Below are 18,112 nucleotides of genomic sequence, written 5' to 3'. Positions count from 1 at the left end.
CCCCCACCCCCGCCCCCGTCCTCGCCGCTGTAGCGAGCGAGGGCCCCAGAGCCGGCCCCCACCAGGGGCCGTAACCGGACGAGCCCGTACGGACCCGTCCCCATCGAGAGAGAGGAACACGTCATGGCACTTCTCGACCTGCAGACGATGGACGCCCCGGAGCACGACGGCGGTGGCGGCGGCGGGAGCAACGTGAGCCTGCTCCTGTGTGACAGCACGGCCAGCGTCCTGCTCTGCCTCTGACCTCACCTCAGTTCGGCGGACCATCCCGGCCCCGGCGCGGATCCGCGCCGGGGCCGTTCGGCAACCCCTGGAGGCGCGGCGGCATGGCCCTCACCGCGGACCCCGACCCGACCCGCCGGTCGGCGGGCGAACGGCTCGCGACCCGGCAGCTCCTGCGTGACACCGTCCGCAGCCAGGCCGGCCGCGGGCTGCTGCTGTGCCTGCTCAGCTGCCTGGCCGCAGTCGGCACGCTGGTCCTCCCCTACGCCGTCGGCCGTGCCCTGGACGCGCTGCTGCTGCACGGCGGAACCGCGGCGGCAGCCGGGTGGACCCGGTTCTGCATCGCACTGACCGCGGGCATGCTGGTCATCGACGTGCTGACCGGGCTGATCACCGGCACCACCGACGCCCGGACCGCGCTGTGGCTGCGCGGCCGACTGCTGGGGCACGTGCTCGACGCCGGGCCGCGCACCACCCGCCGCTTCGTCCCCGGCGACCTGGTCGCCCGACTGGTCGGCAGCGCCGCCACCGCGAGCACCGTCCCCACCGCCCTCGCCGGAACCCTCGCCGCCGCGCTGGTCCCGCTGGGCAGCCTGGCCCTGCTGCTGTGGACGGACATCTGGCTCGGCGCGGTGTTCCTGGCCGGGCTCCCGCTGCTGGCGCTGCTGATCCGCACCTTCGTCCGGGACACCGGGGACAGTGCGGACCGCTACCAGCGCGCCCAGGGGGAGATCGCCGGACACCTGGTGGAGGCCATCGGAGGGGCCCGCACCATCGCCGCCGCCGGAACCGTCCCGCGCGAGACCGAGCGGATCCTTCGCCCGCTCGCCGAACTCAGCCGCCAGGGCCACCGGATGTGGCAGGTGCAGGGACGCTCCTCGTCGCGGGTGGTGACCCTGGTGCCGCTGCTGCAGCTGGCCGTGCTCGCCGTGGGCGGCCTGCAACTGGCCTCGGGCGCGCTCACGCTGGGCGGCCTGCTGGCAGCCTCGCGCTACGCCGTGCTCGCGGCCGGGCTCGGCAGCATCGTGGGCCGGTTGAACCAGCTGGTGCGGGGCCGGAGTGCGACCGACCGGCTGGCCGCTCTGCTCGCCGAGCCCGCGGCGGTGTACGGGACCGACCCGCTGCCCGCCGGTCCCGGCACGCTGGAGCTGCGCGGCGTGACGGCGGGCGGTACAGCGGGCGCAACAGGTGGCGGGACGGCGCTGACCGGTATCGACCTGACCATCCCCGGCGGAACCTCGCTGGCCGTCGTCGGCCGCTCCGGCGAGGCGCAGTCGCTGCTCGCCGCAGTGGCCGGACGGCTCGCGGACCCCGACAGCGGCGACGTGCTGCTCGACGGCGTACCGCTGCGCGCCCTGCCCCGGCGCACGCTGCGCCGCGCGGTGGCATACGCCTTCGCACGGCCGGCACTGCTGGGACGCACCATCGGCGACAGCATCGGCTTCGGTCGCGACGCTGCGGACGACAGCGTCCACGACGCCGACGCGCTGGTCACCGGCACGCTGGTCAGCGAGGTGCTGGTCACCGACGCCGCTCGGGCGGCCTGCGCCGACGACTTCGTCCGACGGCTGACCGAGGGGTACCGCACCCCGCCGGCCGAGGCCCCGATGTCCGGTGGCGAGCTCCAACGGCTGGGGCTGGCGAGGGCGTTCGCGCAGGTACGGACGGGCCGGGCGCTGATCCTGGACGACGCGACGTCGAGTCTGGACACGGTGACGGAGTTGCGGGTGTCCCGTGCGCTGGCGGGCCGGACCCATTGGTCGGTCCCAGGACCGGGGGCGGCCCCCACCCGGCTGATCATCGCCCATCGGGCCGGCACCGCCGCACGCGCGGACCGGGTCGCCTGGCTGGACCAGGGCCGGATCCGGGCCCTGGGCCGGCACGAGGACCTGTGGCGCCGCGCCGACTACCGCGCGGTGTTCGCCACGGACGCCCCTGGCGACGCTCCCGCTGCGGGCGACGGAGCCGCTGCGGGCGACGGAGCTGACCGAGGCGACGCGGACGACGGGGAGGCGGACCGCAGTGGCTGAACCCGGCGGCGTCCGGCTGCGTGCACAAGGCCTGCGCTTCCTTGCCGCGCGACGGAACGTCCTGCTCCTGCTCACCGTGTGGTCGCTGCTGGAGACCGGGCAGACCTTCCTCAGCGGTTACGCGGTCGCCCGGGCCCTGGACCGTGGATTCCTGGCGGGCCGTCAGGACGTCGGACTCGGCTGGCTGGCGCTCGCCGCCGTAGCGGTCGTGATCGGCGCCTACGGCACCCGCCGGTCCTTCGACGCGCTGGCCGTACTGGTGGAGGACCTGCGGGACGGACTGGTGCGAGGGGTGGTGCGGCAGGCCCTCGCAGCGGCGGTGGCCCGTCCGCACCTGGGTGAGAGCGCAGCCGTCTCCCGGCTCACCCAGCAGGTGGAGATCGCCCGGGACACCTCGGCGGGCCTGGTGATGGCGGCGCGGTCCTTCGTCTTCACCGCCGTCGGCGCGCTGTACGGGATGTTCTCGCTCGCACCGGTGCTGCTGGTCGTGGTGCTCCCGCCGCTGGCGGCGGGCCTCGGACTGTTCCTGGCGACGCTGTACCCGCTGTCCCGGCGGCAGGCGGCGTTCCTGGCCGCGGACGAGGCCGTCGCCCAGGACATGGGGACGGTGGCCGCAGGACTGCGGGACATCACCGCCTGCGGGGCCGAGGAGCGGGTCGCGTCCCGGAGCGGGCGGCTGCTGGCGGCCGAGGCCGCGACCTCACGGGCACTCGCCCGCTGGGGGACGGCGCGCTCGGCGGCGTTCGGGGTGGCGGCCGAGGCGCCGATCGCGCTGCTGCTGGTGGCCGGACCGTGGTTGCTGCGCCAAGGGGTCACCGCCGGTGCGATGGTCGGCGCGCTGACTTATCTGACGCAGTCGCTGCGGCCCGCACTGCAGAACCTGGTGCACGGTCTGGGCGCGGCCGGCGCCCGCTTCACCGTGGTGCTCAGACGGCTGACCGAGGCACCGGCCACCGCACAACTGCCCCGGCAGGGACAGGCGCAGCCGCAACCGCAGCCGGACCCCGCTCTGCCCGCCCCCGCGCTGGAACTGCGCGCCGTCACCTTCGCCTACGGCGACCGGGCCGAGCCGGTGGTCCGGGAACTGGACCTGGTCGTCCCCCGTGGATCGCACCTGGCCGTCGTCGGTCCCAGCGGCATCGGCAAGTCCACCCTGACGGGCCTGGCCGCAGGCCTGCTCGCACCGCGCGCCGGGTTGGTACTGGTCGACGGAGAGTCCGTCTCCGCAACACGAATGGACGGCCAGTCACTTCAGCGCGTCCTGATTCCCCAGGAGGCGTTCGTGTTCACCGGCACGTTCCGCGAGAACCTGGCCTACCTGCTGCCCGGGACCGGTGCGGTGCCCGACCCGGTGCTCATGGACGCCGCCGCCGCCGTGGGCGCGGACGGGTTGCTCCGCCGGGCCGGCGGCCTGGACTCGGCCGTCGACCCGGCCGCCTTCTCCGCGGCCGAACGCCAACTGCTCGCGCTGGCCCGCTGCTACGCCTGCCCCGCGCCCTTGGTCCTGCTCGACGAGGCAACCTGCCATCTGGACCCGGTCGCGGAGGCGCGGGCTGAGCTGGCCTTCGCCCGGCGCCCCGGTACGACGCTGGTGGTCGTCGCGCACCGCATCAGTTCGGCCCGGCGCGCGCAGCGGATCCTGCTCATGGACGGGACCCGCACGGTCTTCGGCAGCCATCGCGAGCTGCTGCGACTCTCACCGCTCTACCGGGATCTGGTCGGCAGCTGGTCGCGGGACGATCTTCGGCCCTCATACCCAGCCGGCCCCTCGGGAGATCCGTATGGCGTCCACCCGGTTGCGCGCACCGGCCTTGCGGGTGATCGTGGCGAGATAGTTGCGCACCGTTCCGTGGGCCAGATTGAGCGCCCGCGCGATCTCCGGAATGGGGGCGCCGTCGGCGCTGAGTGAGAGTACGGTCAACTCTCTTCGGGTAAAGGGCATATCGGAGGCGCTGAGGAAATCGGGGGCCAGCGAGTCGTCGACGAACCGCTGCCCTTCGGCGACCCGGCGGATCGCGGTGGCCAGCCGTTGCGGCGAACGCCCCTTGTCGACGAAGCCGAGCGCACGTGCCTCGAAGGCCCGGCGCAGCTGTCCCGGTTTGCCGGCGGCGGCGAGTACGACCAGGGCGCAGCCGGCCCCGATCCGATCCGTCAACTGCCGTTCCAGACACGGTAATCGCTCGGCCGCACCCGGACACTCGGCGTCGATCACACAGACCTGCGGGTCCAGGGCGTGTGCCGTGCGCCGCGCGTTCCGCCACGAACTGGAGGCGACGTCGATACCCGCTTCCCGCTCCAGCAGGGCGGCCAGTGCGGTCCTCAGTAAACAGATGTCGTGCACGAGCAGAACCCGAATCAAAGCATCCCTCCGTGATCGCAGCATCATGCCCATGCCACCTTCCGCGTTCCCCTCATATCTACACGTAACCGTTGGGTTCGTGCACCGGGAATCAGGCCATCCGGTCGCGTCGGGGTGCTTGGCCGCTGCGCTCCGGGCTTCAGGGCCACATCAACCGGCGGGTCCAGGAACTGCCGTCGCGTTCGTAGCGGACGCGGTGGTGGATGCGGTGCGGGCTCGCCTGCCAGAACTCCAGACTGATCGGCTCGATGGCGTAGCGGGTCCACTCCGGCGGGCACGGCACCTGGTCCGGGTGGGCCTGGGTCAACTGGTCGTAGGCGTCCAGGATCTGGCGGCGGTCGTGCGGCTCGGCGGTCCCGTGCAGGTGGGCGGCGAGCTGGGAGTCCCGGCCGCGCTCGGCGAAGTCGGCCTGCGAGGCGGCCCGTCCGGTGGCGGCCGCTACCCCGGTGATACGGATCTGCCGTCCCACCCAGGGCCAGTGGAAGTGCGCCGCGACGCGGGAGTTCTGGGCGATCTCCACCCCCTTGGGGCTGTCGGACCGCGAGGCGAAGTACAGCCGACCCCGGTCGATGTCCTTGCAGATCAGGGTGCGCGTACTGGGCGTGCCGTCGGCGGCCGCGGTGGCCAGGGTCATGGCATGGGCCTCGGGCTGGCCGGCGGCTGCGGCTCGGAAGATCCAGTCCCCGAGGGCCTGGAGCGGGTCCGGGGGGAAGTCGGACAGCGGGACGGCGGGGGCGGGGTCCTCGAACACGGGGATGGCCCGCAGGCGGTCGCGTATGGACTCGGTCACCGCGGCACGCTACCGCGAAGCCCTCCGCCGCGGCCCGCGGCCGTTCGCCGGGATTGCCCCGCGCGCTCCCGAATTCACAGGTTTCACAGGCTTCTCCGGGGATATTGACGCATCGGAATCCTCCGTGTCAGCCTTTCACCACTTCAGTAGTGAAAGAGGGATTCAGTGGCGGCCGGGCACAGCCTTGAGTACCACCTCGACCGGCGCAGTGGCGTGTCCGCCTACATGCAGATCGTGCAGCAGACCGAACAGGCCCTGCGGCTGGGTCTGCTGGCTCCGGGAGACCGGCTGCCCACCGCCCGCGAGGTGGTGGAATCGCTCGCGATCAACCCCAACACCGTGCTCAAGGCCTACCGCGAACTGGAGCACTCCGGGCTGGTGGAGGGCCGGCGCGGGCTCGGCACCTTCGTCCGCAGAACACTCGGCGGGGCCCCGGCGGACTCGCCGCTGCGGACCGAGCTCGCCGCCTGGACCGCGGAGGCCCGTACCTCCGGGCTCGAACGCGAGGACGTGGCCGCGCTGTTCACCTCCGTGCTGGACCAGCAATTCCCGAAGGGCGAGGCCGGATGAGTTCCACCACCACCGTCGGGGGTCCGGCCCTGCAGGCGTCGGGGCTCACGGTGAGCTATCGGAGCAGGCGCAGGGGGCAGCGCCCCGCCCTGGACGGCTGCGGCTTCGAGGTGCCGGCCGGGAGCATCTGCGCCGTCGTGGGAGTCAGCGGCGCCGGGAAGTCCACTCTGCTGGAGACGGCCGCCGGCCTCCGCCGTCCGTCCGCGGGCAGCCTGTCCGTCCTCGGGCTGCCGCCGGGCGCGGCCCGCAGCCGGGTCGCCTACCTCGCCCAGGACCGGCCGCTGCCCTCGAAGCTCAGCGTGAAGTCGGTGCTGCGGATGGGCGCCGAGCTCAACCCCGGTTGCTGGGACGCCGCCTTCGCCGCCGGGATCGTCGAACAGGGCGGACTCGACCGGCGCGCCCGGGTCGACGAGCTGTCCGGCGGACAGCTCACCCGGCTGGCCTTCGCCCTCGCGCTGGGCAAGCGGCCCGAACTGCTGCTGCTGGACGAGCCGATGGCGGACCTGGACCTGGTGGCGCGCCACCAGCTGATGGGGGTGCTGCTGGCGCACTGCGTCGAGTACGGCGCGACCGCTCTGCTCTCCTCCCACCTCGTCTCCGAACTCGCGGACTCCTGCGACCGGTTGCTCCTCCTCAAGGAAGGCCGCGTGGTGCTGGCCGGCGGCATCGAGGAGCTGCTGGCCACCCGCCTGGCGATGACCGGTGTGGGAGCGCCCGATGAACTGTCCCTGGAGGAGCTGGTCCTGGCCCACCTCGGCGGGTTCCCGGCGCCGGCCCCGGCGTCGGCGCTGAAGGGAGCGGCGTGATGGCGACGACGACGCTGGCGGCACCGGCGCGACGGGAGCGGCACCGGACCACCGCGGCCGTACGGACCAGCCTGCGGCTGGGCTGGGCCGGCCACCTCTTGGTGCCGCTACTGCTGGTCATCGACGGGACGCCGGGCCTCGCGGTCCCCTTCGTCTACGGTCCGGAGGCGCTCAGGCGCAGTCTGACGGCCGGACCCGGACTCAGCCGCTGGGACGCCGTCGCCAGGGTGAGCCTGCACCTCGACCAGACGGCTCTGTTCCTGCTGACCGTGCCGACGGTCTTCGCCGTCGGCGCCGCGCTCGGGCAGCACCGCGCGCTGACCGGCCGCGGGGCGGCGGTGATGTTCACGCAGTCGATATCCCCGGTCCGCTGGTTCCTCACCCGGCTCGGCCTGGCCGCGGGCGTGCTGGCGATCGCGGTCGGGGGGATGACCGCCCTGCAGCGCGCCTCCGTGGACTGGACCGCGGGTCACGGTCTGCTGGTCAGGAGCACGGCCAACACCATCATGCTGCTGGGTCTCGGCCCGGCCTCGGTCATGCTCTCGGCAGTCGGCCTGGCGGTGGGCTCGCTGGCGGGCGTGCTGGCACGGCAGGCCTGGGTCGCGGCGCTGCTGAGCGGCGCCACCACCTTCACGCTCGCCGTCGCGAACAGGCTGACCCTGGTCCAGCAGGGCCCGCTGCGGCTGCGGACCGTCGACGGGCACACGCTGATCACCGGGGTGTCCGGCTCCGACTACTGGCTGCAGCAACTGCTGCACGGCACCGTCCTGTCGGGCCTCGCCGTGCTGGCCGTGCTCGCCGCCGTGCGGGTGCTGCGGCAGCGGTTCCCCGCCTGACCGGCAGGCGGGGAACCGCCGCACCAGGAGCGGACCGGGCCTGGTCGGGCCGGTCGGCTCAGTGCAGGCAGCCGGCGTGGGCCAGGGCCTGCCTGAGCAGGACCCCCTGCCCGCCCGGCATCTCCTGCTGGACCAGCGCGGAAGCGGCCTCCTGCGGGCTGAACCAGACCAGGTCCAGCGCGTCCTGCCGAGGACGGCAGTCACCGCTGACCGGGACGATGTAGGCGAGCGAGACCGCGTGCTGACGCGGGTCGTGGAACGGCGTGATCCCCTGCGTCGGGAAGTACTCGGCGACGGTGAAGGGCTGCAGCGAGGCCGGGACCCGGGGCAGTGCCACAGGGCCGAGGTCCTTCTCCAGGTGGCGCAACAGGGCGTCGCGGACCCGCTCGTGGTGCAGCACCCGGCCGGAGACGAGGGTACGGCTGACCGTCCCGTCCGACCCGATGCGCAGCAGCAGCCCGATGTGCGTCACTTCGCCGCTGTCGTCCACCCGTACCGGCACGGCTTCGACGTAGAGGATCGGCATCCGTGCGCGCGCCAGTTCCAGTTCGTCCGAGGCGAGCCAGCCGGGCGTGGTTTCGGTCATGTCTGACATTGGCTGATCGTACGTGCATCCGCGTCCGCTCCGCGTGCGGCTCCCGGCAGATCGCCGATGGTTTCGGCGGACCGGTTCCTCGGTGGCGTTGTCGGTGGCGGCGACTACCGTGACGGGCATGAGCGTCCTGGTGCACACGGTGATCGACTCCCCGGTCGGCGGCCTCACGGCGGTGGCGGAGGACGGCGCGCTGGTGGGGCTGTACTTCGAGGGCCATCTGCGCCGGCCGCCGGAGGAGACCTTCGGCGAACGCGTGGACGCGGAGACCGACACCGGCGCGGCGGCGGACACGGGCGCGGCGGCGAACGCAGGGTCGGCGGCGGGCACGGGCGCGGTCTTCGGCGCGGTGCGGCGGCAGCTCAAGGAGTACTTCGCCGGACAGCGGCGGGAGTTCGAGCTGCCGCTCGCGCCCGGCGGGAACGACTTCCAGCGCCGGGTCTGGGAGCTGCTGCTGACCATCCCCTACGGTGCCACCACCTCCTACGGCGAACTGGCCCGCAGGCTCGGCGACCCGTCGCTGGCCCAGGCCGTGGGCGCGGCGAACGCGCTCAACCCGGTGTCGGTGGTCATCCCCTGCCACCGGGTGCTGGCCGTGGACGGCAGTCTGCGCGGCTATGCGGGCGGCCTCGACCGCAAGCGGTTCCTGCTGCAGCTGGAGGAGCCGGTCGAGGAGAAGGCCGCCAGGCTGTTCTGATCCGGTTCCGGGCTCAGCAGGGCACGCCGCAGGGCGGGGACGCCGCGCGAAGCGGGTCCCCGCCCTGCGGACGGGAGGCGCCGAACCCGGGGCGGTTCGGCAGCTCGGGTGGTCAGCCCTTCGGCGCCCCGATCGGGCGGGGACCCTTCGGGGGCAGCGGCTTCCTGTTGCCGGCCGGCTTCGGCGGCGGGGGCAGCTGCTTCTTGGGCTTGGGCAGCGGCAGCGGGGGAAGAGCCATGGTGATTCCTTTCCTATTCCCCTCCGAAGTCGGAGGGGCGCCAATTGCTTTCCTTTCGGAACCGGCTTTTCCAGCCGGTCCCTTGCGGTGGAACTGACCATACAGACTTCCCGGGGCCGGTCCCGGTTCCGCGATTCCGCGCACCGGCGGTCCAGTTCCGCATTTCACAGGAACCGTCGCCTCCCGGGCCCATTCCGGTCTGCCCTTATGTGATTCCGCTGTGCTCCCCGGAGCCGATCCTGTGAGAATCCGTAGCGGCGCCGGGAACGTGTAATTCTCGCGCCGCCACACTTTCACCACGCTTTCGCCCCAGTGCCCTCATGCACCGTCCACCTGGCATTATGCCGCTGATCCGGGCGCCTGGGCGGTGCCGTCGACACACAGTCCGGTCATAGGAAAGCCGCTGTTCCTGTGCCAGTGGTGTCGGCAGCCTGTGAGTAGTGCGATTCCCAGGGTCCGCCCAGGATCCGGGGAACCACAGCCCTGCCCCGTGAGTCTGTAAGTTCGGAATTCTCCGGAATGCAGGGCGTGAATTGCGACTGCTGGGCGGCGGCACAAGGAAAGCGGGGGCCATGAACGACAGCACCCTCATGATCAGGCTGGGGGACCTGGTGGAACAGGCGCCGAAAAGGCGCCGCGCCAGGATCTCCGCGCGTGAGGCATTCCGCAGTCTCTGGCCGCTGGCCCGGGTCTGGCGCCCGCGGCTGGTCCTGGCCGCGCTGTGCCTGCTGGTCTCCTCGGCCTGTGACGTCGCCATCGTCGCCGTCTTCTCCTATGTCACCGACCATGTGCTGACCAAGGGCGACCTCGGCCTGGTCTGGATGCCGGCCGCGGTCTGGCTGGGGCTGGCCGCGGTCGAGGGACTGGCCACCTTCGCCGGCAGCTACACCCTGAGCTGGGTCGGCGAGAACTTCCTGCGGCGGTTGCGCGACCGGACCTTCCACCACCTGCAGCAGCTGTCCCCCGACTTCTTCGAGAGCCGTCCCACCGGCGACCTGGTGGAGCGGCTCACCTCCGACGTGGACGCCATAGAGGGCCTGGTGGTCACCACCCCGGTCACCGTGGTCACCTGCGCGGCGAACACGCTCTTCTTCGCCTGCGCCGCGCTCAGCGTCCGCTGGGACCTGGCCCTGCTCACCTTTGCCGCGGCCCCGCTGTTCTGGCTGGCCGCACGGGTGTTCAGCAAGCGCATCCGCAGCGCCTCCCGCGCGGAGCGGGACGGCAACGGCGCGCTCACCGCCGCCATCGAGGAGAGCCTGGCCAACATGACCCTGGTCCAGGCGTACAACCGGCAGGACACCCAGGGCGCCAAGGTGCACCGGGAGAGCGTCGCCTGGATGGGCGCCGTGATCCGGCAGTACAGGCTCTCCTATGCGTACGGGCCGCTGTCCACGCTGGTGGAGACGGTCTGCCTGCTCAGCGTGATCGTGGCCGGGGCCTGGGAGATCACCTCGGGACGGCTGACCCTGGGCGGGCTGCTGGCCTTCTCCGCCTACCTCGGCTACCTCTACCCGCAGATCCAGTCGCTGGGCTCGGTGCAGCTGAGCCTCGCGTCCTCCACCGCCGCGGCCGAACGCGTGCTGGAGATCCTGGAGACGAAGCCCTCGGTGCGCGACCCGCACCCGCACCCGCAGACACCGGCAGCGACACCGACACGAACACGAACACAAGAACAGGGGCAGGTGCAGATGCAGGCGCAACCCAGACCGGTGGTGCCGGGCCCGCGGGCCCGCGGGGTGGTCTCCTTCGACCGGGTCGGCTTCACCTACCCGGGCACCCGCCGGCCCATTCTGGACGACGTCAGCTTCACGGCCTGGCCCGGCCAGCTGGTCCTGGTCGCGGGACCGAGCGGGGCCGGCAAGTCCACCGTCGCCAAACTGCTGCTGCGGCTGTACGACCCGTCCACCGGCATCGTCCTGCTGGACGGCCAGGACATCGCCCGACTGCCGCTGAGCCGGCTGCGCGACACGGTCACCCTGGTCCCCCAGGAGACCATGGTGTTCGACGCGAGCATCGGCGAGAACATCGCCTACGGGCGCCCCGGCGCGAGCTTCGAGGCCATCCGCCGCGCGGCGGCCGACGCCGACCTCGACGCGTTCGTCTCCTCCTTGCCGGACGGCTACGACACCCCGGTCGGCCAGCGCGGGCGGCTGCTCTCCGGCGGCCAGCGGCAGCGGCTGGCGATCGCCCGCGCGCTGGTCCGGGACACTCCGGTGCTGGTCCTGGACGAGCCCACGACCGGCCTGGACGCCGAGTCGACGGCCCGGGTGATGGCGCCGCTCAAGCGGCTGATGGCGGACCGCACCACCTTCCTGATCACCCATGACGCCCGGCTCGCCGCGCAGGCCGACGCCTTCCTGTCGATCGAGCACGGAGGGCTGGTCGCCCCGGCCACGCTCGGCCTGAGGAGCCGGGTATGACCGGGGCCGGCCCGACCGAAACCCGGCCGGCCGAAACGGCGCCGGCCGCCGCCGGTCAGCCGCCGCCGGTCGCCCCGGCGCCGAAGGCCCCCGCGCTGTGCCGCCGCCGGCTCCGGACCGAACTGCGGCTGCTCCGCGAGGGCGCAGGTATGACCGGTCGTCAGGTCGCTTCCGCCATGGGCTGGTCGGTGGCCAAGGTGTCCCGGCTGGAGCGCGCCGAGGGCACCCTGCGCGACGCCGAGATCCGGGCCGTCTGCGGTCTCTACCGCGTCCCCGCGGAGCACGCGCAGGTGCTGTCGGAGTGCGCGGCGCGGACCCGTGCGCGGCAGTGGTGGCAGACCCGGGAGTACCGCCGGGTGCTACCGCCCGGAGCCGACGGCCACCTCGGCCTGGAGGCCGCCGCCTCCGAGATCGTCCTCTACGACCCGGAGTCGGTGCCGGAACTGCTTCGCACCGCGGAGTACAGCGCGGCCGTCGCCGCGCTCCCCGGATGGACCGGGTGGCCGCCCGTCGACCCGTCGGCGGCGCGGGTGCGGATGCTGGTCGTCGCGGGGAAGCGGCGCCGGGCCGTTCTCGACCGGCCGGAGGGTCCGCCGCGGCTGCGGGTGGTGCTCACCGAGGCGGCGCTGCACCGGACGGTCGGTGACCGGGAGGTGCAGCGTGCGCAGCTGCACCGGCTCGCCGAAGTGAGCCGGCGGCCCGGCGTCGAGCTGCGGATCCTGCCCTTCGGCAAGGCGGCCGCGCCCGGCCTCGGCGGCGCGTTCGCGGTGTTCGGCTTTGCCGACGGGTCGGCGCCGATGGTGGTCCGGGAGCAGCTGACCGGCGTGGAACTGGTCGACGACCAGCCCTCGGTGGGCCGCTACTGCGCCGCCGCGGGCACGCTGCTGGCCCGGGCGGCGGGTCCGGCGGCCTCGTTGGCGCTGATCGGCACCGCTGCCGGGTCAAGATTTGGTAATGGTTTTCATTCTTAGACCACTTTGGCTAGTTATGACAATCATTTCCACTTAGCGTGGTGCGGTCCCCGTACGACGGCCTGCCCAGGAGATCCGCACCATGCCCGCTGCCGCGTCCCCCCGCCCCCTCCGACACAGCCTGCCCGCGTTGCTGATCGGCGCCGTGGTGCTGGCGACCGTCAGCGCCTGCTCCACCGCCGGCGCGGCCACCGACGGCAACGCCCCGACCGCCCCCAGCGGCACCGCGAACGGCTCCAAGGTGATCCGGGCGGTCGCGGCGGAGAACTTCTGGGGCAGCGTCGCCGCCCAGCTCGGCGGCGCCCACGTCCATGTCGACAGCATCATCGCCAATCCGGACACCGACCCGCACGACTACGAGCCCACCGCCGCCGACGCCCGCACCGTCACCACGGCGCAGTACGTGATCGTCAACGGCATCGGCTACGACGCCTGGGCGGACAGGCTGCTGTCCACCGACCCGGGGAGCGGGCGCACCGAGCTCAACGTCGGCGACCTGGTCGGGATCAAGCCGGGCGGCAACCCGCACCGCTGGTACTCGCCCGACGACGTGCACCAGGTCATCGAGGCGATCACCGCCGACTACAAGAAGCTCGACCCGGCCGACGCCGCCTACTTCGACAGGCAGAGGACCGCCTTCGAGACGCGGTCCCTGAGCCGGTACGACCAACTGGTGTCCGACATCAGGACGAAGTACGCGGGCACGCCCATCGGCGCCTCCGAGTCGATCGTGACCCCGCTGGCCCAGGGCCTCGGCCTGACCATGGCGACGCCCGAGGGCTTCCTGGACGCGATGAGCGAGGGCACCGACCCCACTGCCGCCGACAAGGCCGTCGTCGACCGGCAGATCAAGGACAAGCAGATCAAGGTCTATGTCTTCAACAGCCAGAACTCGACCCCCGACGTCGTGGCCCAGGTGAAGCTGGCCGAGGCCGAGGGCATCCCGGTGGCCACCGTCACCGAGACCCTGGCCCCGGCCGGCGCCACCTTCCAGCAGTGGCAGGTGGCGCAGCTCCAGGGCATCGAGGCGGCTCTGCACCGGGCGACCGGGAAATGACGGGCGGTCGGGAAATGACGGGCGCCCGGGAAACGGCCCGGCCGGTGCTCTGCCTCTGCGGCGCGGCGGTCCGGGTCGGCGGCCGGACGCTGTGGTCCGGGGTCGACCTGGAGGTCGGTGCAGGGGAGTTCGTCGCGGTGCTCGGCCCCAACGGGGTGGGGAAGTCCACCCTGGTCAAGGTGGTGCTCGGGATGCAGCCGGTCGCGGCCGGAGAGGTCTCCGTGCTCGGCGGCCGCCCCGGCGAGTCCGGCAGCCGGGTCGGCTACCTGCCCCAGCGCCGCAGCTTCGACCCGAGCCTGCGCATCCGCGGCACCGACATCGTCCGCCTCGGCCTGGACGGCGACCGCTGGGGGATACCGCGTCCCTGGGGCGCCCGACGGGCCCGGGAGCGTGAACGGGTCGAAGAGGTCATCGAGCTGGTCGGCGCGACCGCCTGCGCGCACCGTCCGATCGGGCGGTGCTCCGGCGGTGAGCAGCAGCGGCTGCTGATCGCCCAGGCGCTGGTACGCCGCCCCGAGATCCTGCTGCTGGACGAGCCGTTGGACAGTCTCGACCTGCCCAACCAGAGCGCGGTGGCCGCGCTCGTCGGCCGGATCTGCCATCAGCAGGGCGTGGCCGTGGTGATGGTCGCCCACGACGTCAACCCGATCCTGCACCACCTGGACCGGGTGGTGTATCTGGCCGAAGGCCGCGCCGTCTGCGGTCCGCCCAGTGAGGTGGTCACCTCCGCGACGCTGTCCCGGCTGTACCGAACCCCGGTGGAGGTGCTCCGCACCGGCGACGGCCGACCGGTCGTCGTCGGGCACCCCGAGACCCCGGCCGTCCAGGGGGGCCCGCATGCGATTGCTGGCTGAGGCGGCGTCAGGCTCCTTCTCCTGGAACCCTGTCACGGACTTCCAGCAGATGTGGGCCTACCCGTTCATGGTGAACGCCTTCCGGGCCGGCGCGGTGGTGGCCGTGGTCGCCGCGGCGGTGGGCTGGTTCACGGTGCTGCGGCGGCAGACCTTCGCCGCGCACACCCTCTCCGCCGTCGCCTTCCCGGGTGCCTCCTTCGCCACCCTGGTCGGCATCGGCGCCGGCTTCGGCTACTTCGGCTTCTGCGTGGCCGCAGCGCTGGTGCTGGCCGTGCTGCGGCGGGACGGGCGTCCGGGCGGCGTGGAGGAGTCCGCGGCCACCGGAGTCGTCCAGGCGTTCCTGCTGGCCTGCGGCTACCTCTTCGTCGCCCTCTACAAGGGCCTGCTGACGGGCCCCGAGTCGCTGCTGTTCGGCAGCTTCCTGGGGATCACCGGCGGCCAGGTCGCCGTCCTGGCCGTGGTCGGCACGGGCGTCCTGGCGGTGCTCGCGGCGGTCGGCCGACCACTGCTGTTCGCCTCGGTCGACCCCGAGGTCGCGGCGGGGCGCGGGGTCCCGGTCCGGCTGCTGTCGGCGCTGTTCCTGGTCCTGCTCGGGGCGGCGACCGCGGAGGCGGCCCAGATCACCGGCGCGCTGCTGGTCTTCGCCCTGATGGTGCTCCCCGCCGCCACCGCCCAGCAGTTCACCTCCCGTCCCGCCCCGAGCCTGCTGCTGAGCGTGCTGATCGGCCTGGCGGCCACCTGGCTGGGCCTGACCGCCGCCTTCTACTGGCCCTACCCGCTGGGCTTCTTCGTCACCAGCTTCGCCTTCGCGGCGCTGCTGGCGGCCCGAGCGGTCCAGGCCCTGCGGGAGGCATCGGCCCGTCGCGGTCCGACCGCCCTCGTGGCGCCGACCGGGGAGCCGGCATGACCCTCGCCACCGCGGGCCCCTCGGCCTGGTCCCAGCCCTTCTTCCACCACGCGCTGCTGGCCGGCACCTTCATCGCCCTCGCGGCCGGCCTGGTCGGCTACTTCCTGGTGCTGCGCGCCCAGGTCTTCACCGGTGACGCCCTCAGCCATGTCGCCTTCACCGGCGCCATGGCGGCCCTGGCCGGCGGCTACGACCTGCGGCTCGGCCTCTTCGCCGGCTGCGTGGGCGCCGGGCTGCTGCTGGCCGGTGTCGGCCGCCGCGGCCGGGCCGACGACGTGGTGACCGGCAGCGCCTTCGCCTGGATCCTGGGCCTCGGCTCCTTCTTCCTGACTCTGTACACCTCCTCCCGGAGCGGGGTGACCGGCGGCGGCGCCGGGACCACCGTGCTGTTCGGCTCGATCTTCGGCCTGAACGGCGGACAGACCCTGGTGGCGGTCCTGATCGGGGCCGGGATCTGCGTCGCAGTGCTGCTGATCGCCCGTCCGCTGCTGTTCGCCACCCTGGACGAGGCCGTGGCCGCGGCGCGCGGGGTCCCGGTCCGGGTGCTCGGCCTCGGGTTCCTGGCCCTGGTCGGCGCCTGCGCGGGCGAGGCCACCCAGGCCGTGGGCTCGCTGCTGCTCCTGGGCCTGCTGGCGGCACCGGCTGGCGCGGCCGTCCGGCTGGCGGACCGTCCCTTCCTCGGGCTGGGGCTGTCCGCGGGGCTGGCCGTGCTGGAGATGTGGACCGGACTGGCCATCAGCGCGCTGGTGCCCACCCTGCCGCCGAGCTTCGCCATCATGGCCGCGGCCACCGCGGTCTACGTCGCGACGTTTCTGTTCGCGCGCCTCCGCGCGGTCGGGCCGGCGGTTGTCACCATGGAGTGAGCGATCAGAACCGACCTGTCCATCCGTCCGATCCGACCGACCCGTCCAGGAGGCCCAGGATGCCGTCCCCGCCCGAGTTCCCGGTCCGCCGTGTCTACGACCCGCCCGAACCCACCGACGGCGCAAGGGTGCTGGTGGACCGGCTCTGGCCGCGCGGAGTGTCCAAGGAGGCCGCCGCGATCGACGAGTGGCCCAAGGACCTGACCCGCTCCGGCGCCCTGCGCACGGCCTACCACCACGGCGAGATCGACTTCCCGGCCTTCCGCTCCCGCTATCGGACCGAACTCGCCGACCCGGCCGCGGAGGCGGCGGTCCGTGCGCTGCTCGACCTCGCCCGAGACTCCACGGTCACCCTGGTGACCTCCGCGAAGGACGTGGACCACAGTCACGTGCCGGTGCTCCTGGAGCACCTGCGCGAGCACGGGCAGTAGGGGCATCGCGGGGCACCGCAGGGCAGGCCAGTCCGGAGCCCGCCCTGGTGCGGCGGGTTTCGGCCTGGCCTGCCAGGTGCACCGGCCGTTCGGCCTCAACCGGCCGGCGCTGCTGACCGCGGTGTCGGAACCCACCTCCGTACTGCGGTCCGGTGGTGTCCGCACACACCGCCGTTCCCGCCGCTGAATTCGCGGGCGGACGACACCACGCTAAACCGGTGCCGCCCCGCCGTCGTCGCCCGTGAGCGGGAATCCGCGGCTCCGTCGAAGGGATGAACGACGCCGTACCGTGAGGCCGTTCTGCTATTCCGTGAGCCCGTTGCGGTGGGCGAACGCGGCGAGTTGGACGCGGTTGTGCAGGTCGAGTTTGGTCAGAATCCGCGAGACATGCGTCTTCACCGTGGCCTCGCCCAGGACCAGCTCGTCGGCGATCTCGGCGTTGGAACAGCCGTGGGCGACCAGGCCCAGCACGCTCAACTCCCGCCGGCTGAGCCGGTCGACCTCCTCGGAGGGCGGCTTGGGCGGAGCGGCCAGGGTGTCCCGCCAATGGTCCAGCAACCGCCGTGCGACCTGTGGCGACAGCCAGGCGTAGCCGGACGAGAGGGCGCGGATGGCGGCGACCAGGTCGGCTGTCTCCTCGTCCTTGAGCACCCAGCCGTCCACTCCCGCCGCGGCGGCCCGCATGAGTTGGCCGTCGTCGGCTGAGACGATCAGCAGCAGCACCCGGGGCGCGGGGCCGTCCGCGTGCCCGTGCAGGTCCGGCAGCCGGGCCAGCCATCCGCTCTCCACCGATTCGGTGTCGATCAGCAGGACGTCCGGGTGGCAGCGGCCGATCGCGTGCAGGGCCCCGGCCATGTCCTGGGCCTCGCCGACGATTCTGAATTCCTCGACGGCGTTGAGCACCGCACGGAGTCCGTCCTGGAATATCGACGACGCGCCCACCAGCGCCAGCCTCCGGGTCAGCACGGGGGACCCGATTCACCGCGCGCCGGTTTTTCGACTCCGCCCGATATCGATTTCCTGACCCTGTCCATGCAGATAACCTCCGGCTTTCGGGCATGTGCCTACGCGCACACAAACCTGTAGGCCACCAGCCCTGCCCCCTGGTGCCGGGGCCGTCGGCCGGGCCCGTGCGGCCGACGGCGGATCAGGCCAGTGGCATATGCACGAGTCATAGTTCAGTATGGTGGACACCCGCCCGCCCCGGCAGGCCCTTGAGACTTTCGCACCCGCACTCGGGCCTCAACTGCCCGGATAGTACCGGGATGTTCAGGTCAGGAGCGCCCCGACTGCACTACTGGGCAAGCGGAGATACGCGAGTGCCGCACCGCGGCAGGCGGTGCGGCACGCGTCGGGGGTGTACGGCCTACGTCTGACGACGTAAGGCGTCAGTGGCCGTTCTTCTTCCCCTTGGTGTTGGTGGGATTGGCGGGGGTGGGGGGGTGGTCGGGCGGGGGGGTGGGGGTTTT

18 protein-coding genes and 1 pseudogene are annotated in these 18,112 nt (G+C 72.8%); 14 read left to right on the top strand and 5 right to left on the bottom strand.

Features of this window, described 5'->3' with window-relative positions; translation table 11 throughout:
- Window positions 1-123 precede the first annotated feature (123 nt).
- From TR46_RS26535 to TR46_RS45595, 3 genes and pseudogenes are all read left to right on the top strand, one after another.
- On the top strand, window positions 124-243 hold the full coding sequence (locus tag TR46_RS26535; RefSeq protein ID WP_042405764.1) for a SapB/AmfS family lanthipeptide: 120 nt from the start codon (window positions 124-126) through the stop codon (window positions 241-243).
- 83 nt (window positions 244-326) lie between these two features.
- Window positions 327-2,252 (top strand): ABC transporter transmembrane domain-containing protein, encoded by a 1,926-nt coding sequence (locus tag TR46_RS26530; RefSeq protein WP_084718943.1) that lies wholly within the window; start codon window positions 327-329, stop codon window positions 2,250-2,252.
- 409 nt (window positions 2,253-2,661) lie between these two features.
- Window positions 2,662-3,714: pseudogene (locus tag TR46_RS45595) on the top strand (ATP-binding cassette domain-containing protein); the annotation flags it as partial.
- Between the two features lie 288 nt (window positions 3,715-4,002).
- On the opposite strand, the gene TR46_RS39910 reads toward TR46_RS45595, so the two are convergent.
- Together TR46_RS39910 and TR46_RS26520 are read right to left on the bottom strand one after the other, a co-directional pair.
- Window positions 4,003-4,635, bottom strand: coding sequence for a LuxR C-terminal-related transcriptional regulator (locus TR46_RS39910; RefSeq protein ID WP_084718945.1), 633 nt, complete (start codon window positions 4,633-4,635; stop codon window positions 4,003-4,005).
- Between the two features lie 115 nt (window positions 4,636-4,750).
- Complete coding sequence (locus tag TR46_RS26520; protein ID WP_042405762.1) at window positions 4,751-5,401, bottom strand: pyridoxine/pyridoxamine 5'-phosphate oxidase; 651 nt, start codon at window positions 5,399-5,401, stop codon at window positions 4,751-4,753.
- 225 nt (window positions 5,402-5,626) lie between these two features.
- Here TR46_RS26520 and TR46_RS26515 point away from each other — a divergent pair, with 225 nt between their 5' ends.
- The 3 genes from TR46_RS26515 to TR46_RS26505 are packed head-to-tail and all read left to right on the top strand — an operon-like array spanning window position 5,627 to window position 7,613.
- Entirely contained in the window at window positions 5,627-5,971 is a 345-nt protein-coding gene (locus tag TR46_RS26515) for a GntR family transcriptional regulator (RefSeq protein ID WP_042405812.1), read from the top strand.
- Complete coding sequence (locus TR46_RS26510; protein WP_042405761.1) at window positions 5,968-6,777, top strand: ABC transporter ATP-binding protein; 810 nt, start codon at window positions 5,968-5,970, stop codon at window positions 6,775-6,777. The genes TR46_RS26515 and TR46_RS26510 overlap by 4 nt, the downstream gene beginning before the upstream one ends.
- Window positions 6,777-7,613, top strand: a complete 837-nt coding sequence (locus TR46_RS26505) for a hypothetical protein (RefSeq protein ID WP_042405759.1) — start codon at window positions 6,777-6,779, stop codon at window positions 7,611-7,613. The genes TR46_RS26510 and TR46_RS26505 overlap by 1 nt, the downstream gene beginning before the upstream one ends.
- Before the next feature lie 58 nt (window positions 7,614-7,671).
- On the opposite strand, the gene TR46_RS26500 is transcribed toward TR46_RS26505, so the two are convergent.
- On the bottom strand, window positions 7,672-8,199 hold the full coding sequence (locus TR46_RS26500; RefSeq protein WP_042405756.1) for an NUDIX hydrolase family protein: 528 nt from the start codon (window positions 8,197-8,199) through the stop codon (window positions 7,672-7,674).
- Window positions 8,200-8,326: 127 nt separating this feature from the next.
- On the opposite strand from TR46_RS26500, the gene TR46_RS26495 reads away from it, so the two are divergent.
- Window positions 8,327-8,902 carry a methylated-DNA--[protein]-cysteine S-methyltransferase gene (locus TR46_RS26495; protein ID WP_042405754.1) on the top strand — a complete coding sequence of 192 codons (576 nt, stop codon included), beginning with the start codon at window positions 8,327-8,329 and terminating at the stop codon, window positions 8,900-8,902.
- A 112-nt stretch (window positions 8,903-9,014) separates the two neighbouring features.
- Here TR46_RS26495 and TR46_RS45130 read toward each other — a convergent pair whose 3' ends face one another.
- Window positions 9,015-9,140, bottom strand: coding sequence for a hypothetical protein (locus TR46_RS45130; protein ID WP_269084275.1), 126 nt, complete (start codon window positions 9,138-9,140; stop codon window positions 9,015-9,017).
- Window positions 9,141-9,712: 572 nt separating this feature from the next.
- Here TR46_RS45130 and TR46_RS26490 point away from each other — a divergent pair.
- From TR46_RS26490 to TR46_RS26460, 7 genes are all read left to right on the top strand, one after another.
- On the top strand, window positions 9,713-11,560 hold the full coding sequence (locus tag TR46_RS26490) for an ABC transporter ATP-binding protein (RefSeq protein ID WP_236655516.1): 1,848 nt from the start codon (window positions 9,713-9,715) through the stop codon (window positions 11,558-11,560).
- On the top strand, window positions 11,557-12,531 hold the full coding sequence (locus TR46_RS26485; protein WP_042405753.1) for a helix-turn-helix domain-containing protein: 975 nt from the start codon (window positions 11,557-11,559) through the stop codon (window positions 12,529-12,531). Before TR46_RS26490 ends, TR46_RS26485 begins: the two co-directional genes overlap by 4 nt.
- An 82-nt stretch (window positions 12,532-12,613) precedes the next feature.
- The gene (locus tag TR46_RS26480) at window positions 12,614-13,588 is read left to right on the top strand and encodes a metal ABC transporter solute-binding protein, Zn/Mn family (RefSeq protein WP_042405751.1); all 975 of its coding nucleotides are present in this window, start codon (window positions 12,614-12,616) and stop codon (window positions 13,586-13,588) included.
- Between the two features lie 14 nt (window positions 13,589-13,602).
- Complete coding sequence (locus TR46_RS26475; protein WP_042405750.1) at window positions 13,603-14,442, top strand: metal ABC transporter ATP-binding protein; 840 nt, start codon at window positions 13,603-13,605, stop codon at window positions 14,440-14,442.
- Window positions 14,426-15,349 carry a metal ABC transporter permease gene (locus TR46_RS26470; protein WP_042405748.1) on the top strand — a complete coding sequence of 308 codons (924 nt, stop codon included), beginning with the start codon at window positions 14,426-14,428 and terminating at the stop codon, window positions 15,347-15,349. The genes TR46_RS26475 and TR46_RS26470 overlap by 17 nt, the downstream gene beginning before the upstream one ends.
- Window positions 15,346-16,212, top strand: a complete 867-nt coding sequence (locus TR46_RS26465; RefSeq protein ID WP_042405746.1) for a metal ABC transporter permease — start codon at window positions 15,346-15,348, stop codon at window positions 16,210-16,212. The genes TR46_RS26470 and TR46_RS26465 overlap by 4 nt, the downstream gene beginning before the upstream one ends.
- Before the next feature lie 59 nt (window positions 16,213-16,271).
- Window positions 16,272-16,643, top strand: coding sequence for a DUF488 domain-containing protein (locus tag TR46_RS26460; RefSeq protein WP_042405743.1), 372 nt, complete (start codon window positions 16,272-16,274; stop codon window positions 16,641-16,643).
- 303 nt (window positions 16,644-16,946) lie between these two features.
- Here the strand turns inward: TR46_RS26460 and TR46_RS26455 are convergent, their stop codons facing one another.
- On the bottom strand, window positions 16,947-17,609 hold the full coding sequence (locus tag TR46_RS26455) for a LuxR C-terminal-related transcriptional regulator (protein WP_236655515.1): 663 nt from the start codon (window positions 17,607-17,609) through the stop codon (window positions 16,947-16,949).
- Between the last annotated feature and the right edge of the window lie 503 nt (window positions 17,610-18,112).

This window comes from Streptacidiphilus carbonis (assembly GCF_000787775.1).
Lineage (GTDB): Bacteria > Actinomycetota > Actinomycetes > Streptomycetales > Streptomycetaceae > Streptacidiphilus > Streptacidiphilus carbonis.
The sequence above is the reverse complement of the archived record's forward strand: the minus strand, read 5'-3'. Positions and strand labels throughout refer to the sequence as shown.

Bases quoted from the DNA above. Each gene is read 5' to 3' on its own strand.
- TR46_RS26505 (WP_042405759.1), top strand. From the start codon at position 6,777: ATGGCGACGACGACGCTGGCGGCACCGGCGCGACGGGAGCGGCACCGG.
- TR46_RS26470 (WP_042405748.1), top strand. From the start codon at position 14,426: ATGCGATTGCTGGCTGAGGCGGCGTCAGGCTCCTTCTCCTGGAACCCT.
- TR46_RS45130 (WP_269084275.1), bottom strand. From the start codon at position 9,140: ATGGCTCTTCCCCCGCTGCCGCTGCCCAAGCCCAAGAAGCAGCTGCCC.
- TR46_RS26475 (WP_042405750.1), top strand. From the start codon at position 13,603: ATGACGGGCGCCCGGGAAACGGCCCGGCCGGTGCTCTGCCTCTGCGGC.
- TR46_RS39910 (WP_084718945.1), bottom strand. From the start codon at position 4,635: ATGCTGCGATCACGGAGGGATGCTTTGATTCGGGTTCTGCTCGTGCAC.
- TR46_RS26485 (WP_042405753.1), top strand. From the start codon at position 11,557: ATGACCGGGGCCGGCCCGACCGAAACCCGGCCGGCCGAAACGGCGCCG.
- TR46_RS26530 (WP_084718943.1), top strand. From the start codon at position 327: ATGGCCCTCACCGCGGACCCCGACCCGACCCGCCGGTCGGCGGGCGAA.
- TR46_RS26515 (WP_042405812.1), top strand. From the start codon at position 5,627: ATGCAGATCGTGCAGCAGACCGAACAGGCCCTGCGGCTGGGTCTGCTG.
- TR46_RS26465 (WP_042405746.1), top strand. From the start codon at position 15,346: ATGACCCTCGCCACCGCGGGCCCCTCGGCCTGGTCCCAGCCCTTCTTC.
- TR46_RS26510 (WP_042405761.1), top strand. From the start codon at position 5,968: ATGAGTTCCACCACCACCGTCGGGGGTCCGGCCCTGCAGGCGTCGGGG.
- TR46_RS26480 (WP_042405751.1), top strand. From the start codon at position 12,614: ATGCCCGCTGCCGCGTCCCCCCGCCCCCTCCGACACAGCCTGCCCGCG.
- TR46_RS26495 (WP_042405754.1), top strand. From the start codon at position 8,327: ATGAGCGTCCTGGTGCACACGGTGATCGACTCCCCGGTCGGCGGCCTC.
- TR46_RS26460 (WP_042405743.1), top strand. From the start codon at position 16,272: ATGCCGTCCCCGCCCGAGTTCCCGGTCCGCCGTGTCTACGACCCGCCC.
- TR46_RS26500 (WP_042405756.1), bottom strand. From the start codon at position 8,199: ATGACCGAAACCACGCCCGGCTGGCTCGCCTCGGACGAACTGGAACTG.
- TR46_RS26535 (WP_042405764.1), top strand. From the start codon at position 124: ATGGCACTTCTCGACCTGCAGACGATGGACGCCCCGGAGCACGACGGC.
- TR46_RS26490 (WP_236655516.1), top strand. From the start codon at position 9,713: ATGAACGACAGCACCCTCATGATCAGGCTGGGGGACCTGGTGGAACAG.